The organism is Binatus sp. (SeqCode) (assembly GCF_036522015.1).
Lineage (GTDB): Bacteria > Desulfobacterota > Binatia > Binatales > Binataceae > Binatus.
In genome coordinates this window covers 26001-50030 of the sequence record NZ_DATDGQ010000344.1, presented here as the reverse complement: position 1 = coordinate 50030, position 24030 = coordinate 26001, and the positions used below count along the sequence as shown (strand labels likewise).

Below are 24030 nucleotides of genomic sequence, written 5' to 3'. Positions count from 1 at the left end.
GAAATTGCAATCGCCGCTATCAACAACGCACAATTTCGCAATCGGCACGTCCGCAAGCTATTCAATGAACTGGTCACCGGGTTCTCACCATTCGGGCGGCCGGATCAGCGACCCCTCATCCTTGGGTGACGGCACGCCTGGCGCGCGTGGCTGCAGGAGTTCTGGCGAAAGCAGAGTTCCCCAATTTGTGCGATTTGCCATCGTGGCCCGCACCTCTCGCGGCACAAAATCATTGCCCTCGCGAATCTGCCAACCGCCACCGAGTGCGCGATATGTCGCGATCAATGCCTGCGGAACGTCTCCCATCTCGATCGCGAGGCTGTTCTGCGCCTGGTAGAGGTTCTGCTCCGCCGTCAGCACGGTCGTGAAATCCAGGATGCCCTGGTTGTACTGGATCATCGCGATGTCCAAAGCCCCCTCCGCCGCAATCACGCTTTTCTTTAGAAAATCGACGGCAAGCCGCGAGTCCACAAACGCGATGATTCCGTTCTCGACTTCCTGCTGAGCCGTCAGTACCTGATTCTGATAGGTGATCTGAAGCTCCTGAAATTTCGCGTCCTGCACGCGAACGTTGTTGGTGATCTGCCCATAGTTGAGGATATTCCATTGCACGTTGGGACCGACATTCCACGCCAAGCTGCTTCCCGTGAAGACACTTGCCAGAGTGCCCCCCGATATCGTTGCCGCCACCGTCGAGATACTACCCGTTAAGTTGAAGGCGGGCAGCAGATCGGCCTTGACGAAACCTATCTGCGCGCATTGGGCGGCGGCCTGCAGCTCTGCCTTGCGAAGATCCGGTCGCCGCAAGAGCAGGTCCGCCGGGATACCAACCGCGACCTTGTCCGGCGCACTAGGAATCTCCGAATTGCCAGCCAGGTATTGGTCCAGTGTTCCAGGCGGCATCCCCAGCAGCACCGACACGGCGTTCTTGGTCTGTTGCAGTTGAAGATCGAATTGCGGGATTGATGCCTGCGTCGTATCAAGAACGTTCTCCGACTGATAGACGTCGCGCTTGGTCGCCGCGCCGCCGCGATACTTTGCGAGCGCGATCTTGTACGCATCTCGTTGCCGCACCACGTTGTCGCGCGCAATCATGATCTGCTTTTCGATTGTTCGGATTTGTACATAGTCACTGGCAACGTCACCGGTCAGCGTCACCAGCACATCGTCATAGTCAGCAACCGACGCCAGGAACGAGTCGTCGGCCGTCTCGATTCCGCGACGTAACTTTCCCCATACGTCCAGTTCCCAACCTGCCTGGGCGCCGAATGAATCCGACCAGTAAGTGTTGCTGAGAAGATGGTACGGAACCGAAATAGGAAGCCGGTTGTAGCTGACCGACGCTCCCACCGACTGCTGTTGCGGGAAGAATTCGCCGATAGCCACACCCAGTTGCGCTCGAGCTTCGAGCACGCGTACCCCGGCTGTCATCAACGTCAGGTTCTGCCGATATGCGATGTCAATCAGCCGCAACAGTACTGGATCATTGAATACCGACCACCAATCCCGATACTCCTGCCGTGCCGTATCGACCGACGCCTCGCCGCCCTCCATCCAAACTTTGGCGACGGGCGCGGGCGGCGGCCTGTAGTCCGGGCCGATCATGCAGGCGCCGGCAAGTGCGCTGAGCCCGAGCGCCATCAGCCGAACCAGACCGACAAGGCTTACTGATTCTCGGCGCTTGCGTGGTGAATTCTTCAGCATCCAGACGATCCAAAGCGGGCGATCAGGACGATGGCGTGAGGGGCAGCGAAAAGAAAGCCGGGATTTCCTTTTGACTTTCAAAACACACGATTCCTTCCACCTCACCGATCTCAGTGTCAAGCCGCGACCTGGGGACGATCGCGGCAGGCTCCCGCATTCGCGGGTGAGTCGGGTTCGAGCCCTTCGATTGCCACGCACGGCGACTCCGCTACTCTTGGGAACGGCACTTCACACATTGATTCCTGCCCTCTCCGCGCAGCCACTTTATCAGCAACCCAACAATCCGCCGCCCAGCCGGCAACAGCAGTGGCGCGACTTTCCGCAGCTCACCAGTCAACAGGCTCCGCGTCAGATGGCCTCGGCTAGAACCGGCCACTTAGCATAGGCGAGCTCTCTCAAACGGGCACCAGTCTTCACCAACCGCTGCTGCACGCGGGTCAGCGAACGGTTGCTGATCGGGGCGCTCAGAACCAGTCGCCGCCACAAGTTGTCGAGCCTGTAAGCGATCGACTGAGGTGCAGCGGGCAAGGGCGAATCTGCGTTGTCGTTTGGATGCGATCGGCAAAATTCCAAATCACAACACCCTGGCGAACCAGAAGGCGAACGAACGCTCGAATCTAACTCGCGGGGCTAGCGGCCGCACCAATCGCCGCCCATCGCGTGGCATCCCGCGGCGCCTTGCCCAACTCCGCTCCGGTACCAAGTCCGATGAGATGCTCCGGATGTCGACTTCTGTCGCAAAGCGACGAACTACGGTAAGGTTCGCGTCGCCGCGGACACGTTGAAGGACGCGCTGGGCTTCATGTTCAACGGCAAGCGCTATCGATCGCTATCAGAAGTCGCGCGCGAAATCACCGGCGCGCACTGGTCCGGCCCTCTGTTCTTCGGCCTCAAGACTTCGCGCAAGGAGCAGCAGGATGGAACCCGGTAGACCCAAAACGCTGCGATGCGCAATCTATGCGCGCAAGTCATCGGAGGAAGGGCTGGAGCAGGACTTCAATTCGCTTCACGCTCAGCGCGAGGCCTGCGAATCGTTCATCCTAAGTCAGCAAGGTGAAGGCTGGCGGCTGATCAAGACCCACTACGACGATGGCGGGCTTTCCGGGGGAACTATGGAACGGCCTGCTCTGCAGCGCCTGCTCGAGGACATTCGGCAGAAGTTGGTAGATGTGGTCGTGGTCTACAAGGTCGACCGGCTCACCCGAGCGCTTTCAGACTTCGCCAAGATGGTCGAGGTATTCGATTCCAACGCCGTCTCGTTTGTGGCGGTGACACAGCAGTTTAACACGACGACCTCGATGGGACGGCTGACGCTCAATGTCCTGCTGTCGTTCGCCCAGTTCGAGCGTGAAGTAACTGGCGAGCGGATCCGCGACAAGATCGCAGCCTCCAAGCGCAAGGGCATGTGGGTGGGTGGCCTCGTCCCGCTCGGTTTCGATGTCCGTGATGGAAAGTTGGACATCGTGCCTTCCGAAGCGAAGACAGTCCGGCGGATCTTCCAGCGCTACTCTGAACTGGGCAGCGTCCGACTGTTGAAAGACGAATTGGATCGGCAGGGAACCCGCTCCAAAATCCGGAGCGCCAAGAACGGGAAGAGATCCGGCGGAGCGTCGTTTTCTCGCGGCGCGCTCTACACGCTCTTGCGCAACCCAATCTACATCGGCCAAGTCCGACACAAAGGGACACGACACCTGGGTTTGCATAAACCGATCATCGAACGTGCTCTCTGGAACCAGGCCGAAGCGCTGCTCCATGCACATGCAGGGAGGTCGCGCGGAAAGACAACTAAGTCGATGCCAAGCCCGCTCATGGGCAAGCTCTTCGATGAATCGGGAGCGCCCCTGACGCCGAGCCATGCTGTGAAAGGGACCCGCCGCTATCGCTACTACGTCTCCCGGAGCTTGATTACCGGTTTGGCTGAGCAAACCGAAAGAGGCTGGCGGGTTCCAGCGGCTGAGCTTGAACACAGCGTCGCCAACGCTATGCGAACCATCCTGGACGACCGCGCGGGACTAGTGGCCGAGATCGACCGCCCCGACTGGAGCACGGCTCAGATACGATCGATGCTTGATGTGGCCAAGTCCTTCAGCGAGCGTCTTCGGTCCGAGTCCCCAGCCGCGGAGTCGTTGGCGCTTTTAGTTGATCGGGTCGAGTTGCGCGACGAGTACATTAGACTCTGCATCAAGCTCCCGGTGGAATCTTCGGCGACACTCAACGGTCACGGTCTAACCCATATGACCCTCGACCGCACGATCCCAATGCACATACGCCGACGCGGGGTTGAGATGAAGTTGATCATCGGAGGCGGTCTGGAAACCTCTCGCGGAAACGATCCTGCGCTGGTGAAGCTGATCGCCAGAGCTCGCCGTTGGTTCGGCGATCTGATTAGCGGAAGAGCTGCTTCGATGGCCGACATCGGGCGGCGAGAAAAAGTCACCACACGCTACGTCAGCCGCGTGGTCCGCTTCGCCTTTCTCGCTCCGTATGTCGCCGAGCAAATCTTCGAGGGTCGCCAGCCGCCCGAGTTTACTGCCGAATCACTGCTGCGAAGGCGATCGGAACTGCCATTGGCCTGGTCCGCCCAGCGCAAACTCCTTGGGTTTCTAGCCTAACCCCACCTTCCGGCCTCGACGGCACCCACACCAAAGTCCACCGCCAAAATTAGAAACAGAGAGAATCTCGACCAAAACGTCGTGAGCTGATCGACGTTAGCTCTCTACGGCTCGTACCGAGCGCGTAAACGCCACGCCACGCGCGGATTTGCCGCTATCTCCTATTTGTAGGTAAATAGTACAGACTGTGTGGCGGAGAGGGGGGGATTCGAACCCCCGAGACCCTTTCGAGTCTACACGCGTTCCAGGCGTGCGCCTTAAACCGGGCTCGGCCACCTCTCCGCGCGCGAACTTGCGATTATGCATCACGCAAACCCGCGGAGCCAGTTCGCCGGCTCTCAGGTCTGCGCTAGCCAATCATCCGCCGCATTCGAAAGTCTTTAAACAACTCGCATTTCGCGAGCAGTTTTGCCTTTCGCGAGCCGATGCCGCTCGGGCTGCGGAATTTTCCCAGCAATCGCAACATACAGTTTCGGGCACGGCTCTTGCGTGATTAAGTGACTGCTTAATACAATTAAGCATCTACATAATGGGGAACCGAATGACCATGCCACAGCAGCGCGATTTGAATCGCACGCGGGAACAGATCATGGCGGCAGCACAGAAAGAATTCGCGGCGCATGGATTTGCCGGCGCGCGAACTGACGCGATCGCCCGCCGTGCGCGCGTCAATGAGCGCATGATTTTCTATTGCTTCGACTCCAAAGAGGGGCTTTATCGGGCCGTACTCGCGCAAAAGATGTCGGCCAAGACGGCCATCCTCGAATCGACGCCGGACGAGGATTTCACCTGCAGCCTGGTCAACGGGTTTGCAGAGAGTTGTGACGATGTCGATTCGCTTCGGATGTGGCAGTGGGAGGCGCTCGACAGGAGTAACCGCAAACTGGTCGCCGAAGAGGAGCGTCGAACCTACCTCCAGGCCGAGGTTGATCGCTGGCGGCGGGCGAAGGCTGGTGGAACCTTACCGCCGGACGCTGACGAAGAAATGTTGTTGCTCGCCAGCGCGGCGTTGCGCGCGTTTCCGCTGGCGATGCCGCAGGCCACCTCGCTGATTACCGGCATGGACCCGCTCGATCCTGAGTTTCGGCGGAGATGGACTGCCTGCCTGGAATGGATCGGGCAGCGGCTGTTCGCTCCCGCCGTCAAAAGTGGCGAAGCGCTCAAGCGCGACAAGGCAGAAGAGAGATCGAAGGCCGGGAAACGCTCCCTGTCACATGCGGCGGCCGGTGGTGGCCGCAATCAGGAATTATAAACTCACAGTCACAAGCGATCACAGGTAGTTTGTATGAATCGCATTCAATTGCGCCAATTTCGATTGGCGATCGCGTTCTTTGTATTGGCAGTGGTACTTCTTCCGGGCTGCAAACGAGTGGTTGCCACGCCGGCGCCACCGCCGGCGTCGGTCACGGTAAGCCAGCCGGTTCAGCGCGAGGTGGTCGGTGGGATCAATACAGCGCATATCTCTCATCCCCGAAAACGGCCACTGTCAGCGCGCGGGTTGGGGGCTTATAGAAGAGGCGCCTTTCCAGGAGGGTGCAATTGTCCACGCGGGCGACCTGCTGTTCAGGATTGACCCGCGTCCGTTCCAGGCTGATCTCGACAACAAGAAAGCCGCAGTCGCTCAAGCCAGAGCGACCGCGGTCAAAGCGAAGGCTGACTTCGGCCGGTCCGTCGAGCTGATTAAGGCTCAGGTCATTGCACCGTCGGATTTCGATACTACCAAAGCCTCTTACGGGGAGGCGGCGGCGTCGCTGGATGCGGCCGAGGCAGCGCTGGAGACCTCGCGCCTCAATCTCGAGTGGACGGAGGTGCGGGCTCCTATCACGGGCCGCGTCAGCCGAATGAACGTGACGGTCGGTAACCTGGTCAACGGCGGTTCCGGACAGGCCACCGCACTGACGACCATCGTCTCGATCGACCCGCTCTACGCCTACATCAACGTTCCCGAAAGCGCGGCGCTGCGTTACCAGGAACTGGCCCTGAAGGAGAACAAGGGCAACATTGCGGGAGCAAACGTTGCATGTTCCCTGCAACTGGAAAACGAGACGAATTTTCCGCATCAGGGCGTGATCGATTTTGTCGACAACCAGGTGGACGTGAACACCGGCACGCAGCAGATCCGCTGCGTGTTCGCCAACCCGACGACCATCATGACGCTGGGGCTCTTCGCCCTCACGCGCATCCCGGCCAGCGGACGTTACAATGCGCTGCTGATTCCCGATGCGGCGGTGAACACCGACCAGGACGAGCGCTACCTGCTGATCGTCGGCGCCAACAACGTCGTGCAGCAGCGGCCAGTCAAGCTGGGCGCGTTGTTCGGCACCTTGCGATCGATTACCGACGGCCTGAAACCGGGTGAGAGGGTTATCGTCAACGGAATGCAGTTTGCGCAGTCTGGCGCGAAGGTCGTCCCGCACGAAGTGCCGGTTTCCACCCAATCGCTCGACGCAATGGAGAGTGACACGACGCGGTCGCCGATCGCGCAGACGCCGCCCGACATGCGCACCGCGTCCAAGGCAGATTTGCAGCCTGCCTCGAAGGTGCGTCAATGAAGATCGCACATTTCTTCATTGACCGTCCGGTCTTCGCGATCGTCCTGTCGCTGGTCGCGCTCATCGCCGGTTCGATCGCGATGTTCACGCTGCCAATCGCGCAATATCCGCAGATCGCGCCGCCGACCGTGACCGTGGCTGCTACCTACCCCGGCGCCAACGCCGAAACCGTCGCGAAGACTGTCGCCACGCCGCTCGAGGAATAGATCAACGGCGTCGAGAACATGCTGTACATGTCCAGCCAGTCCACCAATACCGGGAACCTGAACTTGACGGTGACCTTCAAGGTTGGCACCAACCTCGACGTGGCGCAGGTACAGGTGCAGAACCGGGTGGCGATCGCGCTGCCGCAGCTTCCGCCCGAGGTGCAGCTTGAGGGGATCATCGTCAAGAAGGCGTCGCCGGACATCACGCTGGCGCTCGCGTTCTTCTCGCCCGACGGGTCGCACGATTCGATCTTCCTCAGCAACTACGTGACCCTCCAAGTGAAGGATCAGATCACCCGGCTGCCCGGCGTCGGCGATACCAACCTGTTCGGCGTGCGCGACTACTCGATGCGGCTGTGGCTCAATCCGGACGAGATGGCGGCGCGCAACATGACTGCGGGCGACGTCGTCAACGCGGTCAAAGAGCAGAACATCCAGGTGGCTGCCGGAATCGTCGGCGGGCCGCCGCTCCCCAAGGGTACCTCCGCGTTCCAGTATACGTTGAACGCGCAGGGCCGGCTGACGGATCCGTCCGAGTTCGGCGACATCGTCGTCAAGGTGGGCGCCGACGGCCGCATCACGCGCTTGAAGGAGATAGGCCGCGTCGAACTCGGCGGCGCCGACTACGGCACGACGGTTGACTACAACGGGCACCCTGCGGTCGCGCTGGCCGTTTTCCAACTGCCGGGCACCAATGCGATCGACACGGCCAACGTGATCTACGCCAAGATGAAGGAGCTGAAGAAGCGCTTTCCTCCCGGCGTGGATTACGCCGTCGCGCACGACACGACGCCCTTCGTTCGCGAGAGTATCCACGACCTGATCAATACGCTGCTCATCGCGATCAGCCTGGTGGCGCTGGTGGTGCTCGTGTTTCTGCAGAGCTGGCGCGCGTCGCTGGTGCCGATTCTTGCGATCCCGGTGTCGCTGGTCGGCACCTTCGCGGCGATGTAGCTGGTTGGATTCTCGCTGAATATGCTGACGCTGTTCGGGCTGGTGCTGGCCATCGGGATCGTGGTGGACGACGCGATCGTCGTGGTCGAGAACGTACAGCGCTGGCTCGACGAGGGTGAAAGCCCGCGCGACGCCGCGTTCAAGGCAATGGACGAGGTCACACCCGCCGTCATCGCGATCGCGTTCGGCCTCTCCGCAGTATTCGTTCCGGTCGCTTTCATTCCAGGTATCACCGGCCGGTTCTATCAGCAGTTCGCGCTGACGATCGCGTTCTCGACGCTACTCTCGGCCTTCATCTCGCTGACGCTTAGCCCCGCGCTGTCGGCGCTGCTGCTCAGGCCCCACGACGCCAAACAAGACTGGCTGACGAAGGCGCTCGACCTCGCGCTCGGCTGGTTTTTCCGGCTGTTCAACCAGGGCTTCGAGCTGGCCAACCAGTGGTACATCAAGGCGCTGCACTACGTGGTCCGCTATGGGGTGATCACGCTGATTGTTTACGTCGGGCTGGTTTACCTCGCCTACGGCATGTTCAAAATCGTGCCCACCGGATTCATTCCGACCCAGGACCAGGGCTACCTCATAGTGAACGTTCAGATGCCGGACGCGTCGTCGATCGACCGGACCGACGGAGTGATGACGCAACTGGCGGACCTGGCGATGAAGACCAGGGGAATTCGGGACGCGTTCGCGGTTTCCGGTTTCTCCATCCTGACCGGCGCCAACTCATCGGCGGCCGGACTGTTGTTCCTGCACTTGACGCCGTTCGCTGAGCGCGCGGGCAAGGCCGATCTGACTGCGGCCGCGATCCCGAAGCGGCTCACGCAGCGAGTCGCCACGGTGGAAGGCGGGCAGGCGGCTGTGCTGATGCCGCCGGCAGTCAGCGGAATTGGAAACGCCGGCGGATTCAAGATGCAGGTCGAAGACCGGTCCGGCAGCGCAACGCCCCAACAACTCCAGGCCGCGACTCAACATCTGATCGACGCGGCTCGCAGCCGCCCCGAGTTGAGCAGGTTGTTCTCGACCTTCCGCGCGAGCGTCCCGCAGATTTACGTCAACGTGGATCGCGTCAAAGCCAAGCAGCAGAACGTGGCGGTCACGGACGTTTTCCAGGCGCTGCAAGTGTATCTCGGCGGGTTCTACATCAACGATTTCAACTATCTCGGCCGCACCTGGCACGTGATGGCGCAGGCCGACGCTCCGTTCCGCGCCAACGTCGCACAAGTGGCGCTGCTCAAGACACGCAATGCCGCGGGCCAGATGGTTCCATTGGGTGCGATCGCCGAAATGAAGGACATCATCGGTCCGGATCGGATCCAAAGATACGATTTGTACGAATCAGCCGACATCATCGGCGCCAACGCACCCGGCTACAGCAGCGGACAGGCCATCGCCGCGATGGAGGATGTCGCGGGCGCGCAGCTTCCCAGGCAATACAACTACGAGTGGACCGACTTGGCCTTCCAGGAGAAGGCGGCAGGCGGCCTGGCGTTCCTGATATTCCCGCTCTGCATCCTGTTCGTATGGCTCACCCACTCGGCGGAATACGAAAGCTTTGCGCTCTCGACGGCGATCATCCTGATCGTCCCGATGTGTCTGCTGTGCGGCATTACCGCGGTCTGGGCCCGGCATATGGACAACAATATTTTCACCCAGATTGGGTTCGTGGTGCTCGCTGGTATGAGCGTGAAGAACGCCGTGCTGATCGTCGAGTTTGCCAAGCAGCAGCAGGAGCATCACCCGGACATGAAAGCTGCCGACGCCGCGATCGAAGCTGCTCGCCTGCGCCTGCGGCCGATCCTCATGACCAGCTTCGCGTTCATCTTCGGCGTGATTCCGCTGATCATCGCCACCGGCGCCGGCGCCGAAATGAGACAGGCGCTCGGCACGGTGGTGTTCTTCGGGATGATCGGCGTGACGTTCTTCGGCGTCTTCCTGACCCCGGTGTTCTATACGGCCATCCGCTACTTGACCGACCGTCAACCCGCGCCCGCCGAGACGCCGCTCAGAAGCGTTCCCGCGTATGCCGTCAGCGGAGAGAGAAGGGCGGCCGGAGGCGCGCATCGGTAGCCCGACGGATTGCGGACAGGCCCGCATACTTGCCAACGCTCGCCAGTCGCGGGAATATGAGCAGATATCAACCATCGGGCGGTGTCCTTTAGATGCGGCCCCACCAAGGAGTTCAAGATGCGAGAAGCGGTAATCGTATCCACCGCCCGCACACCGATTGGGAAAGCCTATCGCGGTGCTTTTAACGACCTCGAGTCGCCATCGATGGCGGCGCCGGTAATCAAAGAGGCGGTTTCACGTGCGCGCCTGGAACCCGCTGAAATCGACGACGTGATCATGGGCGCTGCGCTCCAGCAGGGAACGCAAGGCTTCAACGTCGCCCGCCAGTGCGTTATCGCAGCGGGATTGCCGGTCAGCATCGCGGGCCAGAGTGTTGACCGCCAATGCTCGTCGGGCTTGATGAGCATCTCGATGGGCGCCAAGCAGATCATCGCCGACGGCATGCAGGTAGTGGTGGCCGGTGGCGTCGAATCGATAAGCCTGGTTCAGAACGCGCACATGAATGCTTTTCGCCAGGCCGATCCGATCGTGCTGAAGCGCGCGCCCGCGATCTACATGGCGATGATCGATACCGCCGAAGTGGTTTCGAAGCGCTACAAAATCTCGCGCGAAGCGCAGGACGAATATTCCTTCAAGAGTCAGCAACGGACGTTTGCAGCGCAGGAAGCCGGCCGCTTCAACGACGAGATCATTTCGACCACGGTCACCAAGCGCTTCGACGACAAGAAGACCGGCGAGACGATCAAGCAACAGGTCACGCTCGAACGCGACGAATGCAACCGCCCCGGCACCACGCTCGACGGCTTGGCGTCGCTGCCTCCCGTCAAGGGACCTGGCGGCTTCATCACCGCCGGCAACGCCAGCCAACTCTCCGACGGCGTCTCGGTCTGCGTGCTGATGGAGCGCAAACAGGCCGAGCAGCGCGGGCTGAAACCGCTCGGCATCTATCGAGGCATGGCGGTGGCGGGCTGCGAGCCCGACGAGATGGGAATCGGACCGGTGTTCGCGGTACCCAAACTGCTGGAGCGCAATGGACTTCGGATAGCTGACATCGGCTTGTGGGAACTCAACGAGGCGTTCGCGTGCCAGGTGATCTACTGTCGCGACAAGCTCGGTATTCCTGACGAGCTGCTCAACGTCAATGGCGGCGCGATCTCGATCGGACATCCTTACGGGATGAGCGGCTCGCGGATGACCGGGCATGCGCTGATCGAGGGCAAGCGGCGCCGCGCCAAATACGTGGTGGTCACGATGTGCGTCGGTGGCGGCATGGGCGCCGCGGGGTTATTCGAAGTGGCTTGAACCGGCACGCCGTGAGACCGGCGTGTGGCCCGGATCTGTCCTTACCCGCATGAGGTGTTTGCCTCGTTGTGCGTACTGCGCGCCGGGGGTACGCTCTTGGTCGTGCGCGTTTTCGCTTTAATACTTGTCGCTCTGCTGCTTCCGATGAGCATGAGTGCGCCGTCCGCGACCGCCTGTGCCTCAACGACGTGCTGCGGCGCGACGTGTCCGAGCAGTGCGCCGGTGAATCAGGTTAGTTGCTGCCAGACGTCGCCGGCGCCGGATCGGGCGATCAGCCAGTCGCGAAGCACGCAGCAACTCTACTCAATCGGAAATATGCCCGTCGTCGCGATCATGGCTACGAATTCACGCGTTCGAAGTATCGCAATCAGTCACGGCTATTCGCCGCCGGACCGGCTCCTTTCAATTGCACTGCTCTGCTCCCGTCAGATCTGATCCTTCCAAACGCGCGCGCGAGTTGATCGGCGGATGAGTCGCATCCGCTGCTGACGCTTGCGCGCGGCCTGCTCACTTCGATTCGAAAATACGTTTTGCAGCTACGAGCTGCGCCGCGATCAGCGCGGCCGGAAGGTTGGATTTTGTGAAACGACATATTCGCCGCTCAGCGGCGCGAAATTTAATCGCCACGCTATTTGCCGTCGCAATTCTGGCCGCCATTTCGCCGATGGGGCACGCACAGGAAGGTACTGGTACGATTGATGGTTCGGATCGACTTCGAGCACTCGTCGACGAGGCACTTACTCACAGCCCCGTAGTGCTCGCCGCGCGGAGCCATTGGCGAGCTCAAACCAAGGTGCCGATCCAGGCCTCGACGCTGCCTGATCCGGAGGTGTCGCTTCAGCATTTCACGGTCGGGAGTCCGCAACCCTTTTCAGGCTATGAGACCAGCGACTTCTACTATACGGGGTTCGGCGTTTCGCAGGACATTCCGGGTCCCGGCAAGCTTCGCCTGCAGAAGTCCGAAGCCGAAAAGGACGCCGACTACTCCCGGCATCGCTATGAAGCCGCCGAGCGCGCGGTCGAGGAAAAAGTCAGGGAGATTTACTACGAGCTGTTCTATCACTCCAGGACGCAGGCGATTCTCGATCACAATCAGGATGAGCTGAAACAGATCCAGGAGATCGCTGGAGCGCGGTACCGCCTCGGACAAGGTCTGCAGCAGGACCTGATCAAAGCACAGCTTCAGACAACTGAGCTCCTGAAGGAGCATGCGATGCATCATCAGGAGGAGGACACGGAACAGCTCCAGCTCAAGCAGTTGCTTGGGCGCGATCCCGACTCGCGCAATATCGACATCGGGGAAGTCAAAGCTACGCAGCTCCAGCTCGACCCGTCGCAGCTCTCGCAGCTGGCCGACAGCGGTTCACCGGACCTCGCCGCGGATCGCGCGATGGAAGAGCGCAGCGCGGAAGCCTTGAAGCTCGCGCATCAGGGCTACTGGCCGGACTTCACCGTCGGATATTCGTTCGAAAAAACCGGCCCCGGCTTCAGCGACTACTACATGCTGAGTCTGGGCGCGAAGGTTCCGCTCTATTTCTGGCGCAAGCAGACGCCCGCGATCGAGCAGGCCGCGCTCGAAGCCGAGTCCGCGCGCGAGCAGGTCCGTGCAACTCAGCTGCAGATTTCCTCGGACGGAGAAGGCAGCCTCGTTGCGATGCGCACGGCGGAACGGATCATGTCGATCTATCGCGACGGCCTGATTCCGCAGGCCGAAAGCTCGCAAGCCTCGGCGATGTCCGCGTATCGAGTCGGCAAAGTCGATTTTCAGACGCTGCTCTCGTCGGTGCTCGATTTGCAGAACCTTCGCCAGGAGTACTACCGCAGCCTCGCCGACCACGAGATCGCGATTGCAAAAATCCAGCAGGTAATCGGTGACCGAAGATGAATCACAACTCATCGCAATCGCGATTCCGCGCTGTTTCCCTGACGCTCGGCTTGATGTTCCTGGCGGCGACTGTCGCGTACGGCTCTGACTCTCAGCTCGCACCAATCCGGATCACGCCCGAGCGGCGGCAATTGATCGGGCTCAAGTTCGCAACCGTGATGCGCAAGGATGTGAGCGATCGGCTCGAGACCACCGGCAGCATCGAGGCCGACGAACGCCTGCAAGGCTACGTGCAGACGCGTTTCGCCGGATGGATCGAGCAGGTGTTCGCCAATACCACCTATCAATACGTCCACCGGGGACAGCCGCTGTTTACGATTTACAGCCCCGACCTTATGAGCACCGAGAGCGAATATCTGCTGGCAATCGAGGCGCGCAAGCGCGTGAAAGATAGCGCGGTCGCTGGCGTAACTGACGATGCATCATCGCTGGTCGATTCCGCCGCGGAGCGTCTCAAGCTCTGGGGAGTTTCGCCGCGCGAGATCGCTCGGCTGGAGCGCGAGCGCACCGTGCGTCGCGCCGTCGAAATCGACTCGCCCATGAGCGGATATATCGTCGAGCGCAACGCATTGCCCAACATGTACGTGCAACCAGACACCCGTTTGTTCACGATCACAGACCTGTCGAAGGTCTGGATCTATGCGGCGGTATTTCAAAACGAGATCGGCAAGGTCCGTCCGGGCGATCCCGCAACTGTCAGCGTCGATTCCTACCCGGGCCAGAACTTCGATGGGCGCGTCGATTTCATCCAGCCGCAGATCGATCCTATGACCCGCACCGCCAAAGTCCGATGCGAGTTCAACAACCCCAAAGGTCAGCTCCTTCCGGGGATGTTTGCGCATGTCGCGCTCGACCTACCGATGGGCGAGCAAACCGTGATCCCTGACACCGCGGTTCTGCGCACCGGCACGCACAACGTTGCCTTCATCGATCGCGGCGACGGCTATCTCACTCCCGCTGAGATCGAATTGGGACAGCATGTAGGCAACGAATTCATCGTGCTCAAAGGACTCGCGCCGGGTCAGCAGATCGTGAGCTCCGCGAATTTTCTTATCGACTCGGAAAGCCAGTTGCAGGCGGCCGCAGGAGCATTCGTACCGCCTCCGCCGGGAGTAGGCGCGAACGCCGTAGGACCCGCGGCTGAAGCGATCCCGCAGGCGAGCATCGAGTTCTCCAGCGACCCGAATCCGATGGTGCGCGGGCACAACAAGGTGATCCTCACGCTGCGCGATTCCAAAGGCGCGCCTATCACCGGTGTGCAAGTGACAGTGTCCTTCTACATGGCGGCGATGCCCGCGATGGGAATGGCGGCTATGCGCGCGCAAGGCACCGCAGTTGATCAGGGGAACGGCACCTACTCCGCGAATATCGAACTGCCCAGCGGTGGCACCTGGAGCCTGACTATAAATGCGTCGAAGCAAGGCCAGCCGATCGCGACCAAGCAGATCGACGTGTCGGCCAGCGGCTCCATGGCGATGTGAGGTAAGACGCGTGATCGAAAGAACTATCGACTGGTGTAACGAGAACCGCTTCATTCTGTTCTTCGGCGTGCTCGCGTTGGTGCTTGCGGGCGTCTGGTCGCTCAATCGAATCCCGCTCGACGCGCTGCCGGATATCTCCGACGTCCAGGTAATCATCCACACCGAATGGATGGGACAGCCGCCCAATCTGATCGAGGATCAGGTGACCTATCCTATTGTGACCGCGATGCTGGCAGCGCCTCACGTCAAGGCGGTCCGCGCGCAAACGATGCCCAACGACTCCTATGTGTTCGTCGTGTTCGAAGACGGCACCGATATCTATTGGGCGCGCAGCCGGGTGCTGGAATATCTCGAGCAGATAACCGGCAAGCTTCCCACTGGTGTCAATCCCATGATCGGGCCGGACGCAACAGGCGCGGGCTGGGTTTACGAATATGCTCTTATCGACAAGAGTCATACACACAGTCTCGCCGACCTCCGCAGCTTGCAGGACTAGAACATCCGCTACGCGCTCGAGACCGTGCCGGGGGTTTCCGAAGTAGCCACCATTGGCGGTTTCGTGAAGCAGTACCAGGTCAAGCTCGGTCCGAACCGATTGCTGGCGCTCAAGGTACCGCTGCAAACAGTTATCGATAAAATCCGGGACAGCAACGGTGAAGTCGGTGGACGCGTACTCGAGATGTCGGGCGCAGACTACATGATCCGCGGCCTCGGCTACGTCCACTCGGTGGCAGACCTAGAAGAAATATCCGTCGCCACCAACAACGGCACACCGGTATTGATAAGAGACTTAGGCGTGGTCAGTCTTGGTCCCGACTTGCGCGAGGGCGCCGCGGAGTGGAACGGCGACGGCGAGACGGTTGGGGGTATCGTCGTGATGCGCTATGGGCAGAACGCCCTCACCGTTATCGACGGCGTCAAGCAGAAGCTCGCTCAGATTCAAAAGACTCTGCCGCCCGGCGTCGAGATCGTCGCCGCATACGACCGTTCTGGACTCATCCAGGCATCGATCAACACCTTGAAACGGGACCTGCTCGAAGAGGCGATAATTGTAAGTCTCGTCATCATCATTTTCCTCTTCCATCTGCGTTCCGCCTTTATCCCGATTCTCACGCTGCCAATCGCAGTCATCGCGACCTTCATTCCGATGTACTATCTGCAGATCAGCTCTAACATCATGTCGCTCGGCGGACTGGCGCTGGCGATAGGTGTGCTGGTTGACGCTTCGATCGTGATGGTCGAGAACGGCTATCGGCACTTATCGGAGGCGCAACACCAGGCGTCGCTGAGAGGCGACTCAGTTTCCTCATCCGAACGGCAGCGAATCCTGCTATCGGCTGCGAAGCAGGTCGGACGCCCGATTTTCTTTTCGCTGATTATTATCGTCGTCTCGTTCCTGCCGGTGTTCCTGCTCGAGTCGCAGGAGGGCCGGATGTTTCGGCCGCTGGCCTACACCAAGTCCTTTGCGATTGGCTTTTCTTCGGTTCTAGCGATCACCGTGGTCCCGGTGCTGATGGTGCTCCTTATTCGCGGCAAGCGTTTGCGACCCGAAGAGGAAAACCCAATCTCGCGTTTGTTCCAGTCTATCTATTTGCCGATCATCCGATGGTGCCTGCGTCACCGCGTGTTGACGATCGCCGCCAACGCGATTTTCCTGCTGCTTACAATTCCACTGTTGTTCAAAATAGGCAGTCAGTTCATGCCGCCGCTGTATGAAGGATCGAGTCTCTACATGCCGACCGCCCTTCCTGGAATTTCCATCTCGTCGGCGGTTGACCTGATGCAGAAGCAGGATCAGATCATCCGAACCTTTCCCGAGGTTGAAAGCGTGTTCGGCTCGGTAGGACGCTCAGATAGCGCGACCGACAACGCACCGCTCGATATGTACGACACGACGGTCATGCTCAAGCCGCGCGAGCAATGGCGCAAGGGCGTGACTTACGATTCCCTTATCGCCGAAATGGACGACCGGTTGCATTTTCCCGGCCTATCGAATTCCTGGACGATGCCGGTCGAGAACCGACTCGACATGGAGTTGACCGGGATCAAAACACCGGTAGGACTCAAAATTCAGGGGCCCGACGTCGATAGGATTCAACAGATTGGTTCTCAGATAGAAGAAATACTCGGCTCGGTCCCGGGCACGCGCGGAATTTTCGCCGAGCGTGTCTCTCAAGGGTTCTACATCAACGTCGATGTGGACCGGGCTGCCGCGGCGCGATACGGCCTGACGGTTGGAGACGTACAGCGCGCGGTCAGCTCAGGCATGGGCGGCGAAAATATCGCGACCACCGTTGAAGGGCGCGAGCGATACGCGATCAACGTCCGCTATCTGGCGGACTATCGCAACGACCTGAACGCGCTTCGACGAATTTTGCTCATGACCCCGACCGGTGCGCAGATTCCGCTCGGCGAAGTTGCGCACGTAGACCTGACCAAGGGGCCGTCGATGATTCGCGACGAAGACGGACAAGTAACCGGCTACGTTTATGTTGACCTGGCGACTTCGGACTACGGCACTTACGTTGACGACGCGCAACGCGTGCTCGATCGGCAACTCCATCTGCCGGCCGGATACACCCTGAAATGGTCGGGTGAGTACGAGTTCCAGCTGCGCGCGCGAAAGCGCCTGACGGTCATCCTGCCGATCGTCTTCGGACTGATCTTTGTCCTGCTCTACATGCTCTTCCAGTCGGTGACCGAGGCGATCGTGTTGATTCTTCCGACCGTGTACGCGATGACCGGCGGGCTGCTGCTTCAATACATGATGGGCTTCAACTTCAGCGTCGCGGTAGGGGTCGGATACATCGCCTTGTTCGGAATTGCGGTCGAGACCGGCGTCGTCATGGTGATCTATCTTCACGAGGCCCTGAATCGTCACATCGCCGCCGGCCAACTCGCGCATGAAGGCGTCGAAGCGGCGGTGATCGAGGGCGCAGTGCAGCGCCTACGTCCCAAGCTGATGACGGTGGCAGTCGTGATGCTAAGCCTCGCGCCAATTCTGTGGGAGAGCGGCATAGGCTCCGACGTTATGAAGCCAATTGCCGCACCAATCGTCGGCGGGATGATCACCTCGACGATTCACGTCCTGATACTGGTGCCCGTGTTCTTCGCGATCATGAAGGAGAGAGCATTAAAGAGATAATTCGATGGCGAGAAGTGTGCCGTTTTGAGCGCGGCGTCACTCTCTTCGGGGCCGTTGACAACGCCGTCGGCGCGGGAGATGGTGAGGCACTCTCAATCTGTACTCGCGAGATCAGACAAAAAGATGTTTTTCATCAATTGCGCCTGTCGTTCGGCGTTAGCGTCGTCGATCGCGGTTCTGCTCGCGTTCAGCCTCGGTGGATGCGCCACCACCTGGAACCCGATTCCGATCACTCCCAGAGTTGCGTTAACTCCCACCAAGGGAGACGTCACGATGCAGGCGCGGCCTGGAGCACCGATCGGTCGAATAGTTCCGGTAGATGTCTCGATAGCCAACGGGACCGATGAGCCGTACCTGGTCGAACCCGATCAGGTTTTCGCAATCAACGAGCAAGGTCAGCGGATCATGCCGATTTCGGCTAGCGAAGCAATTCAGGAGGCTGGCAACGCGAATGCGTTGAAGGCGGGATTGACCGGAGCAGCGAAGAATGCGGCGATCGGTGCGGTCGTCGGCGCCGCCACCGGTGCAGCTATCGGCGCCGCAGTGGGTACTATCGTGCTCTCGCCGGCGCAAGGCGCTCTCGTCGGCGCCGCCATCGGCGGCAGCGTCGGCGCCGCGGGAGGCGGAGTGTATGGTGGAGCGCAGGGTCAGGCCGCAGCGCATCGCGACGCCGAGACTCAAATCTCGTCGCTATCCCTGCAGACTCGCGAGGCTCACCCCAACTATTCGGTCAACGGCTATGTGTTTTTTCCAAAGGGCGAGTACACCTCGATTCAGATGACTCTTCTCAATGAGGAGACTCATCAGACGGATACGCGTACTTCGTCCTGGGAAGGTGGAGAAATTGCGACTGGCGGTGGCACCGCAATCCCGATGAGCCCTTCGGCTACTCCTGTCAGCCCGAGCGTTGCGCAACCGTCTCCCGCGCCGCAATTCCAGCCGCAACAGCAGAATCAAACTGAATAGCGATTCAATCGAGCAGCCAGCGCGCGATTCGCTCGCCGACGACCAGCGCCGGCAGGTTGGTGTTCGCGCGCGGTATCACCGGCATTATCGACGCGTCAGCGACGTAAGCGTTGTCGAGTCCGTGAATTCTGCCCCGCGAATCGGCGACTGTAGATCGATCACTCGCCGGGCCCATCGCGCAAGTCCCCACCGGATGGCAGTAGTGCAGGCAATTGGCTCTGACGAACGCCTCGATCTCGCTGCGGGTCGCAACGCCGCCGCCCGGTGAGATCTCCGCGCCCGCGAACCGTGCCAGCGCAGCTTTCGCAGCGATCTCGCGGGTGAGCGCGACCCCGTCGGCGAGCACGCTCAAATCTTCGTTCCCGGAATCAGACAGGTAGCGATGGTCGATGATCGGCGGCGCTGCCCTGTCGCTGCTCGCAATCCTGAGCGCGCCGCGCGACCGTGGCGTCATGCATGCCACTTCGAGCGTCCATCCCCAACCGCTTCGACTTCTACGATCGCGTCCGCCGACCGGATAGATGTGCAGATCGAACCCGCGCGTAAATCGCGAGGATTGCGCCTTGGCGATCGTCTGCTCCTCGGGCATCCAGTGATCGCGCGCAAACGTCGCCATCATCTCCTCGAGCTCTCGCGTCCCCGCGTAGCTCAGCGAAATTCGCGGATGGTCGTGCAGGTTGCGGCCGACTCCAGGCAGATCAATTGCAGGCGCGACGCCGGCGGCGCGAAGTTCAGACGGATCGCCGACGCCTGAGCGCATGAGGATCGCGGGCGATCCGTAGGCTCCCGCCGCCACGATCACTCGTCCGGCCTCGATGCGGACCGGACCCTCGCGGCCGGCGACGATGACAGCGTTCACTCGTCCCGATCCGATCTCGAGGCGATCGCACGGAGAGTCTCCAACTATAGTCAGGTTCGCTCGCTCGCGGACCGGATCGAGATAGGCGAACGCGGTGTTCCAGCGGACGCCGTTGAAGATATTCGCCGGACTCGGCGCCATCCCGAGGTTCTCGTCGAGATTGTTCAGGTCAACGACCCGCGGAATTCCGGCCTCAGCCGCGGCATCCAGCGCTGCCCGCTGGAAAGGAGTGATCTCGGTTGGCTCTGGAATTCGAACGCGCAGCCGCTCGGAGGCGGTGCGGAACAGCGGCCGCAGTTCGTCCGCAGACCATCCCGGATTTCCGAGCACCGCCCATCCGTCGTAATCGATACGGCTGCCCCAGATGGCGGCGCATCCGTTATGCGACGAGCATCCGCCGATCACGCGGGCGCGCTCGAAGCCGATGACGCGCGGCTTGTATTGCTCGCCGCTGTGGTAGCCCCAGTCGTGCGTGGTCGGTATCGCGCCGGCGTCGGTAAGTTCAGCCGGCCATCGTCCCGCGGCGAACGAACCGTAATCGGGACCGGCCTCGAGCAACAGCACGGACTGCTCGGAATGTTCCACGAGAAGACCCGCGATTGCCGCGCCAGCGGTGCCGCCACCGATCACGATGGTATCAGCGAACCGCGGAAGCGGCGCGCGGGTCGGAGGCGGCTCCTGTTTCCGTGCCATCTGAGCCCGAGCCTACTCCAACTGCGCGCCAGTCAGAAGAATTACTGAAGATGGTCGCGCGTCACTGCGCTGGGTTTCTTCGCGACCGATATGCCTCCATATGCAGGCTCTGATAAGACTGGTTCCTGCGCCGATTCTACCGGCGTTGCGAGGGGGACCCTGATGCATCGATCGATTTCGAGATTGCTGTGCGCGATCGCGCTTGTCATAGGAATGGTCGCAACCTTATCGGTGACGCGAGCTGTAGCCGACGAAGCGGATCGCCTTCCTACCACCACACCTATCAAGCATCTGGTGATTATCTTCCAGGAAAATGAGACCTTCGATCATTACTTTGGAACTTATCCTAACGCCGCCAACCCTCCCGGAGAGCCCGAGTTCTTTCCCGCCGATAATACGCCGTCGGTCAACGGGTTCACGCCGGCACTGCTGAACTTCAATCCTAATGGAGTGAATCCGTTCCGCTACGATCGTTCACAAGCCTTTACATGCGACGGCCTCAACGGCTATCAGGCTGAGCAGCAGCAATTTGATTTCGGCCTGATGGATCAGTTCGTAGCCTTTACCAAGGTTCCAGCAGGATGCCCCGACTACGGCCATGGCGCCGCGTTCGTTATGGGTTACTTCGACGGCAATACAGTGACGGCCTTGTGGAATTACGCTCAGCATTTTGAAATGAGCGACAATTCGTATGGCACTACCTTCGGTAGCACACTACCGGGTCACATCAACCTGGTCTCGGGACAGACTAACGGAGCTATTCCCACTCCGCCTAATCCGCAACTCGTTCTTAACGGGACTCTTATCGCCAACGCGCAACCCACCGGCGACGTATGCTTCGCCAGCGCCACTCAGACCGTTCAGATGTCCGGAATGAACATAGGTGATCTGCTCAACGCAAAGAACATAAGCTGGGGTTCTTTCGAGGGTGGTTTCAATCTGCAGACGGTCAATCCCAACGGCACCACAGGATGTATGCGCAGTCACACCAATCCGGTAAGTCTGCTCGTCGTCAATGATTACAACGGTCAGTACACGCCGTTTCAGTACTATCCTCAGACCAGCAACCTCTCTCACACACGACCTGCTGATATCTCGGAGGTAGGTCACGCTGGCCCGGCCAATCACGAGTATGACCTGGACGATCTAATAGCTGCCGCGAAGGCCGGCAACCTGCCTGCCGTGAGTTATGTCAAAGCGGAGCGCTATCAGACCGGGCATGCGGGCGGCATTTCCGATCCGCTGGACGAGCAGGTGTTCCTGGTCAAAACGATCAACGCGCTTGAGAAGACGCGGCAATGGAAGAGAATGGCTATCGTGATCGCCTTCGACGACAGCGACGGCGACTACGATCATCAGATGAGCCCTATATTCAATGGCTCGACCTCGCCACTCGACGCCCTAAGCGGGACAGGTATCTGCGGCTCAGGCGATCCTTCACTTGGCGACGCCGAATTGCGATGCGGCTATGGGCCGCGGCTGCCCTTGCTCGTCATATCGCCCTATGCCAGGCGCAATTCCGTTGACCATACAATTACCGACCTGACCTCGATAACCCGCTTCATCGAGGACAACTGGTCACTCGGTCAGATAGGTGGAGGCTCCTACGACGCGATCGCCGGCCCACTCACCAACATGTTCGATTTCACCGGACGGCATCGCACGCGGCCATTGTTCCTCAAACCCGACACTGGCGAGCGCACTAACTAGAAAGCACCGGCGAGCGAAGTAAGTCTTAAGGTCTCGTCGTGGAACTTGCACGAACTGGAGAGACAATGCTTCGAAACGTCAAGTTAATCCTTGGTCCGCACGAACGCGTCTCCTTGGCGATACCGTGCTTCCAATATCGCTGCGTTTCACCTTTCATCAGTAAAAGGCTCCCCGACTCAAGCCGAAGCCGGACAGGTTTGGCCAGCTTGTTCAACTTGTGCTTCAGAACGAGTGTTCGCTCTTCGCCAAAACTCAGCGACGCGATTACGGGTCTCTCTCCAAGCTCTGGCTCGTCATCGCTATGGAATCCCATGCTATCGCGATTGTCGCGATAAAAATTGAGCAGTACGCTGTTGAACGATTCCCCAGTCACAGTCTCGACTCGCGTTCTTACCTCGAGCAACAAATCGGTCCAGGGCATCGGAGTCAGTGTGATCCCTGAATAGGTATAGTCGCTGCCGCTGTCTCCGTACCAGGCGACTAAGCGCGGTTGCCGATACATTTTGCCCCAAACAAGAATATTTTCCTGTCGCCAGGGTACGTCAGCGATCAGCTGATGCAAAATTGCGTCAGGAGCACGACCAAGGTCAAAGTTGTTCAGATAATAGACTTCTCCGTCGGGCATCCGAATCGTCTCAAGACGATCCATCTTTTCAAACAGCTCCGACATCAAAGCTTCCTCAGAACCCGATAGGCACGTGCTACCGTATCCTCGAAAGTCTTGCGAAACTTCCTGCGGTATTCAACTGTGTGAGCGATGCGCGTTGCCTCGCGTGAACCCCATAGTGTAGAAAGTCTAGGGGGTACTCGGAGGAGTTCAAATATGAATGATTGGAAGAAGCCAGAGTTCGTCGAGATTCGGATGGACGCGGAAATCAACTGCTACAGTTCGGCGCTGGCCGACGATCCCAGGCGCGTCCTGAAGCAGCCTCTGATTCGCGACGACGGATCGACAACCAACCCGGAATCCTGAAACCGGCATTAAGTGCGGATCCATATTCTCGGTTCCGCTGCCGGCGGCGGGTTCCCCCAGTGGAACTGCAACTGCCTCAACTGCGCCGGCCTGCGGACCGGGGCGATTCGTGCGAAAGCACGGACGCAATGCTCGGTCGCAGTTAGTGCAAACGGCTCGCGATGGTCGTTGCTGAACGCGAGTCCCGACCTTCGATCGCAAATGTTGTCATTTCCCGACCTCCTGCCCAAAGGGGGCGTCAGAGGTTCGGCTATCGACGCGGTTCTGCTTTCAGATGCGGAGCTTGATCACATCACCGGCCTGCTTTCGCTGCGTGAGGCGCAGGCGCTGCGGCTGTATTGCACGTCGCTAGTTTTCGACTGGGTGTTGGCATCGAACGCCGTTTTTGGCGCGTTGAATTCCCGGGAGAAATTTCGCGTGACGACCGTCGAAGATCGCAAGGCCGAAACCATCGGAAGCGGCCTCGGCTTCGAGGCGCACTTCGTCTTCGGCAAAGTTCCAACTTACGTGAAAACTCCTCCCGCCAATTGCGATGGAGCGGCGATCGCCTTCAAACTCATCGACCGCGGGACCGGTTCGTCGCTCCTCTATGTTCCGGCTATCAAGCAAATTGACGAAAGATTTATTGCGGCCGTCGCCGCCTGCGACTGTCTTCTATTCGATGGCAGCTTCTGGTCAGACAACGAGATGGAGATTCGCGGCGTCGGGACGCGGACCGCGTCGGCGATGGGCCATATTCCGATCTCAGGACCCGGCGGCAGCCTGGCGCGCCTCAGCGATCTTCGAATCAGAAAAATCTATACTCACATCAACAACACCAATCCCATTCTCGACGAAAACTCGCCCGAGCGCCGCGCCGTCGAAACCGCGGGATGGGAAGTTGCCGAAGACGGCATGGATTTCTCAGTCTGACAGTCAAGT

The 24030-nt window shown here is 59.9% G+C and carries 13 protein-coding genes, 1 tRNA gene and 3 pseudogenes; 13 read left to right on the top strand and 4 right to left on the bottom strand.

Going from position 1 to position 24030, the window contains the following annotated elements:
* Window positions 1-84: 84 nt before the first annotated feature.
* Window positions 85-1641 (bottom strand): efflux transporter outer membrane subunit, encoded by a 1557-nt coding sequence (locus VIW95_RS14620; RefSeq protein WP_331587806.1) that lies wholly within the window; start codon window positions 1639-1641, stop codon window positions 85-87.
* A gap of 859 nt (window positions 1642-2500) precedes the next feature.
* Here VIW95_RS14620 and VIW95_RS14615 point away from each other — a divergent pair.
* Both VIW95_RS14615 and VIW95_RS14610 read left to right on the top strand, forming a co-directional pair.
* Window positions 2501-2635, top strand: a pseudogene (locus VIW95_RS14615) (DUF2924 domain-containing protein); the annotation flags it as partial.
* Window positions 2622-4316: a recombinase family protein gene (locus VIW95_RS14610; protein ID WP_331587802.1), complete on the top strand. Its 1695-nt coding sequence runs from the start codon at window positions 2622-2624 to the stop codon at window positions 4314-4316. The pseudogene VIW95_RS14615 and the gene VIW95_RS14610, both read left to right, overlap by 14 nt.
* Before the next feature lie 190 nt (window positions 4317-4506).
* On the opposite strand, the gene VIW95_RS14605 is transcribed toward VIW95_RS14610, so the two are convergent.
* Window positions 4507-4598, bottom strand: a tRNA-Ser gene (locus tag VIW95_RS14605).
* A 259-nt stretch (window positions 4599-4857) separates the two neighbouring features.
* Between VIW95_RS14605 and VIW95_RS14600 the strand changes: the two genes are divergently transcribed.
* The 8 genes and pseudogenes from VIW95_RS14600 (at window position 4858) to VIW95_RS14565 (ending at window position 18874) form a co-directional block, all read left to right on the top strand.
* Complete coding sequence (locus VIW95_RS14600) at window positions 4858-5568, top strand: TetR/AcrR family transcriptional regulator (protein WP_331587800.1); 711 nt, start codon at window positions 4858-4860, stop codon at window positions 5566-5568.
* Between the two features lie 187 nt (window positions 5569-5755).
* Window positions 5756-6868: an efflux RND transporter periplasmic adaptor subunit gene (locus VIW95_RS14595; RefSeq protein WP_331587798.1), complete on the top strand. Its 1113-nt coding sequence runs from the start codon at window positions 5756-5758 to the stop codon at window positions 6866-6868.
* Window positions 6865-10095: pseudogene (locus VIW95_RS14590) on the top strand (efflux RND transporter permease subunit). The gene VIW95_RS14595 and the pseudogene VIW95_RS14590 overlap by 4 nt, the downstream one beginning before the upstream one ends.
* Before the next feature lie 117 nt (window positions 10096-10212).
* Entirely contained in the window at window positions 10213-11397 is a 1185-nt protein-coding gene (locus VIW95_RS14585) for an acetyl-CoA C-acyltransferase (protein WP_331587796.1), read from the top strand.
* A gap of 580 nt (window positions 11398-11977) precedes the next feature.
* Window positions 11978-13282: a TolC family protein gene (locus VIW95_RS14580; protein WP_331587794.1), complete on the top strand. Its 1305-nt coding sequence runs from the start codon at window positions 11978-11980 to the stop codon at window positions 13280-13282.
* A complete protein-coding gene (locus tag VIW95_RS14575) occupies window positions 13279-14763 on the top strand; it encodes an efflux RND transporter periplasmic adaptor subunit (protein WP_331587792.1) in 1485 nt (494 codons plus the stop codon). Before VIW95_RS14580 ends, VIW95_RS14575 begins: the two co-directional genes overlap by 4 nt.
* A 10-nt stretch (window positions 14764-14773) precedes the next feature.
* Window positions 14774-17908, top strand: a pseudogene (locus VIW95_RS14570) (efflux RND transporter permease subunit).
* A gap of 123 nt (window positions 17909-18031) precedes the next feature.
* On the top strand, window positions 18032-18874 hold the full coding sequence (locus VIW95_RS14565) for a hypothetical protein (protein ID WP_331587790.1): 843 nt from the start codon (window positions 18032-18034) through the stop codon (window positions 18872-18874).
* 4 nt (window positions 18875-18878) lie between these two features.
* Here VIW95_RS14565 and VIW95_RS14560 read toward each other — a convergent pair whose 3' ends face one another.
* Window positions 18879-20426, bottom strand: a complete 1548-nt coding sequence (locus tag VIW95_RS14560; protein WP_331587787.1) for a GMC family oxidoreductase — start codon at window positions 20424-20426, stop codon at window positions 18879-18881.
* 162 nt (window positions 20427-20588) lie between these two features.
* On the opposite strand from VIW95_RS14560, the gene VIW95_RS14555 reads away from it, so the two are divergent.
* The gene (locus VIW95_RS14555) at window positions 20589-22136 is read left to right on the top strand and encodes an alkaline phosphatase family protein (protein WP_331587785.1); all 1548 of its coding nucleotides are present in this window, start codon (window positions 20589-20591) and stop codon (window positions 22134-22136) included.
* Between the two features lie 25 nt (window positions 22137-22161).
* Here the strand turns inward: VIW95_RS14555 and VIW95_RS14550 are convergent, their stop codons facing one another.
* The gene (locus tag VIW95_RS14550; protein WP_331587783.1) at window positions 22162-22806 is read right to left on the bottom strand and encodes an alpha-ketoglutarate-dependent dioxygenase AlkB family protein; all 645 of its coding nucleotides are present in this window, start codon (window positions 22804-22806) and stop codon (window positions 22162-22164) included.
* 153 nt (window positions 22807-22959) lie between these two features.
* Here VIW95_RS14550 and pqqA point away from each other — a divergent pair, with 153 nt between their 5' ends.
* Complete coding sequence (gene pqqA / locus VIW95_RS14545) at window positions 22960-23109, top strand: pyrroloquinoline quinone precursor peptide PqqA (protein ID WP_331587781.1); 150 nt, start codon at window positions 22960-22962, stop codon at window positions 23107-23109.
* A 12-nt stretch (window positions 23110-23121) separates the two neighbouring features.
* Window positions 23122-24021: a pyrroloquinoline quinone biosynthesis protein PqqB gene (pqqB, locus tag VIW95_RS14540; RefSeq protein ID WP_331587779.1), complete on the top strand. Its 900-nt coding sequence runs from the start codon at window positions 23122-23124 to the stop codon at window positions 24019-24021.
* The last annotated feature ends 9 nt before the right edge of the window (window positions 24022-24030 follow it).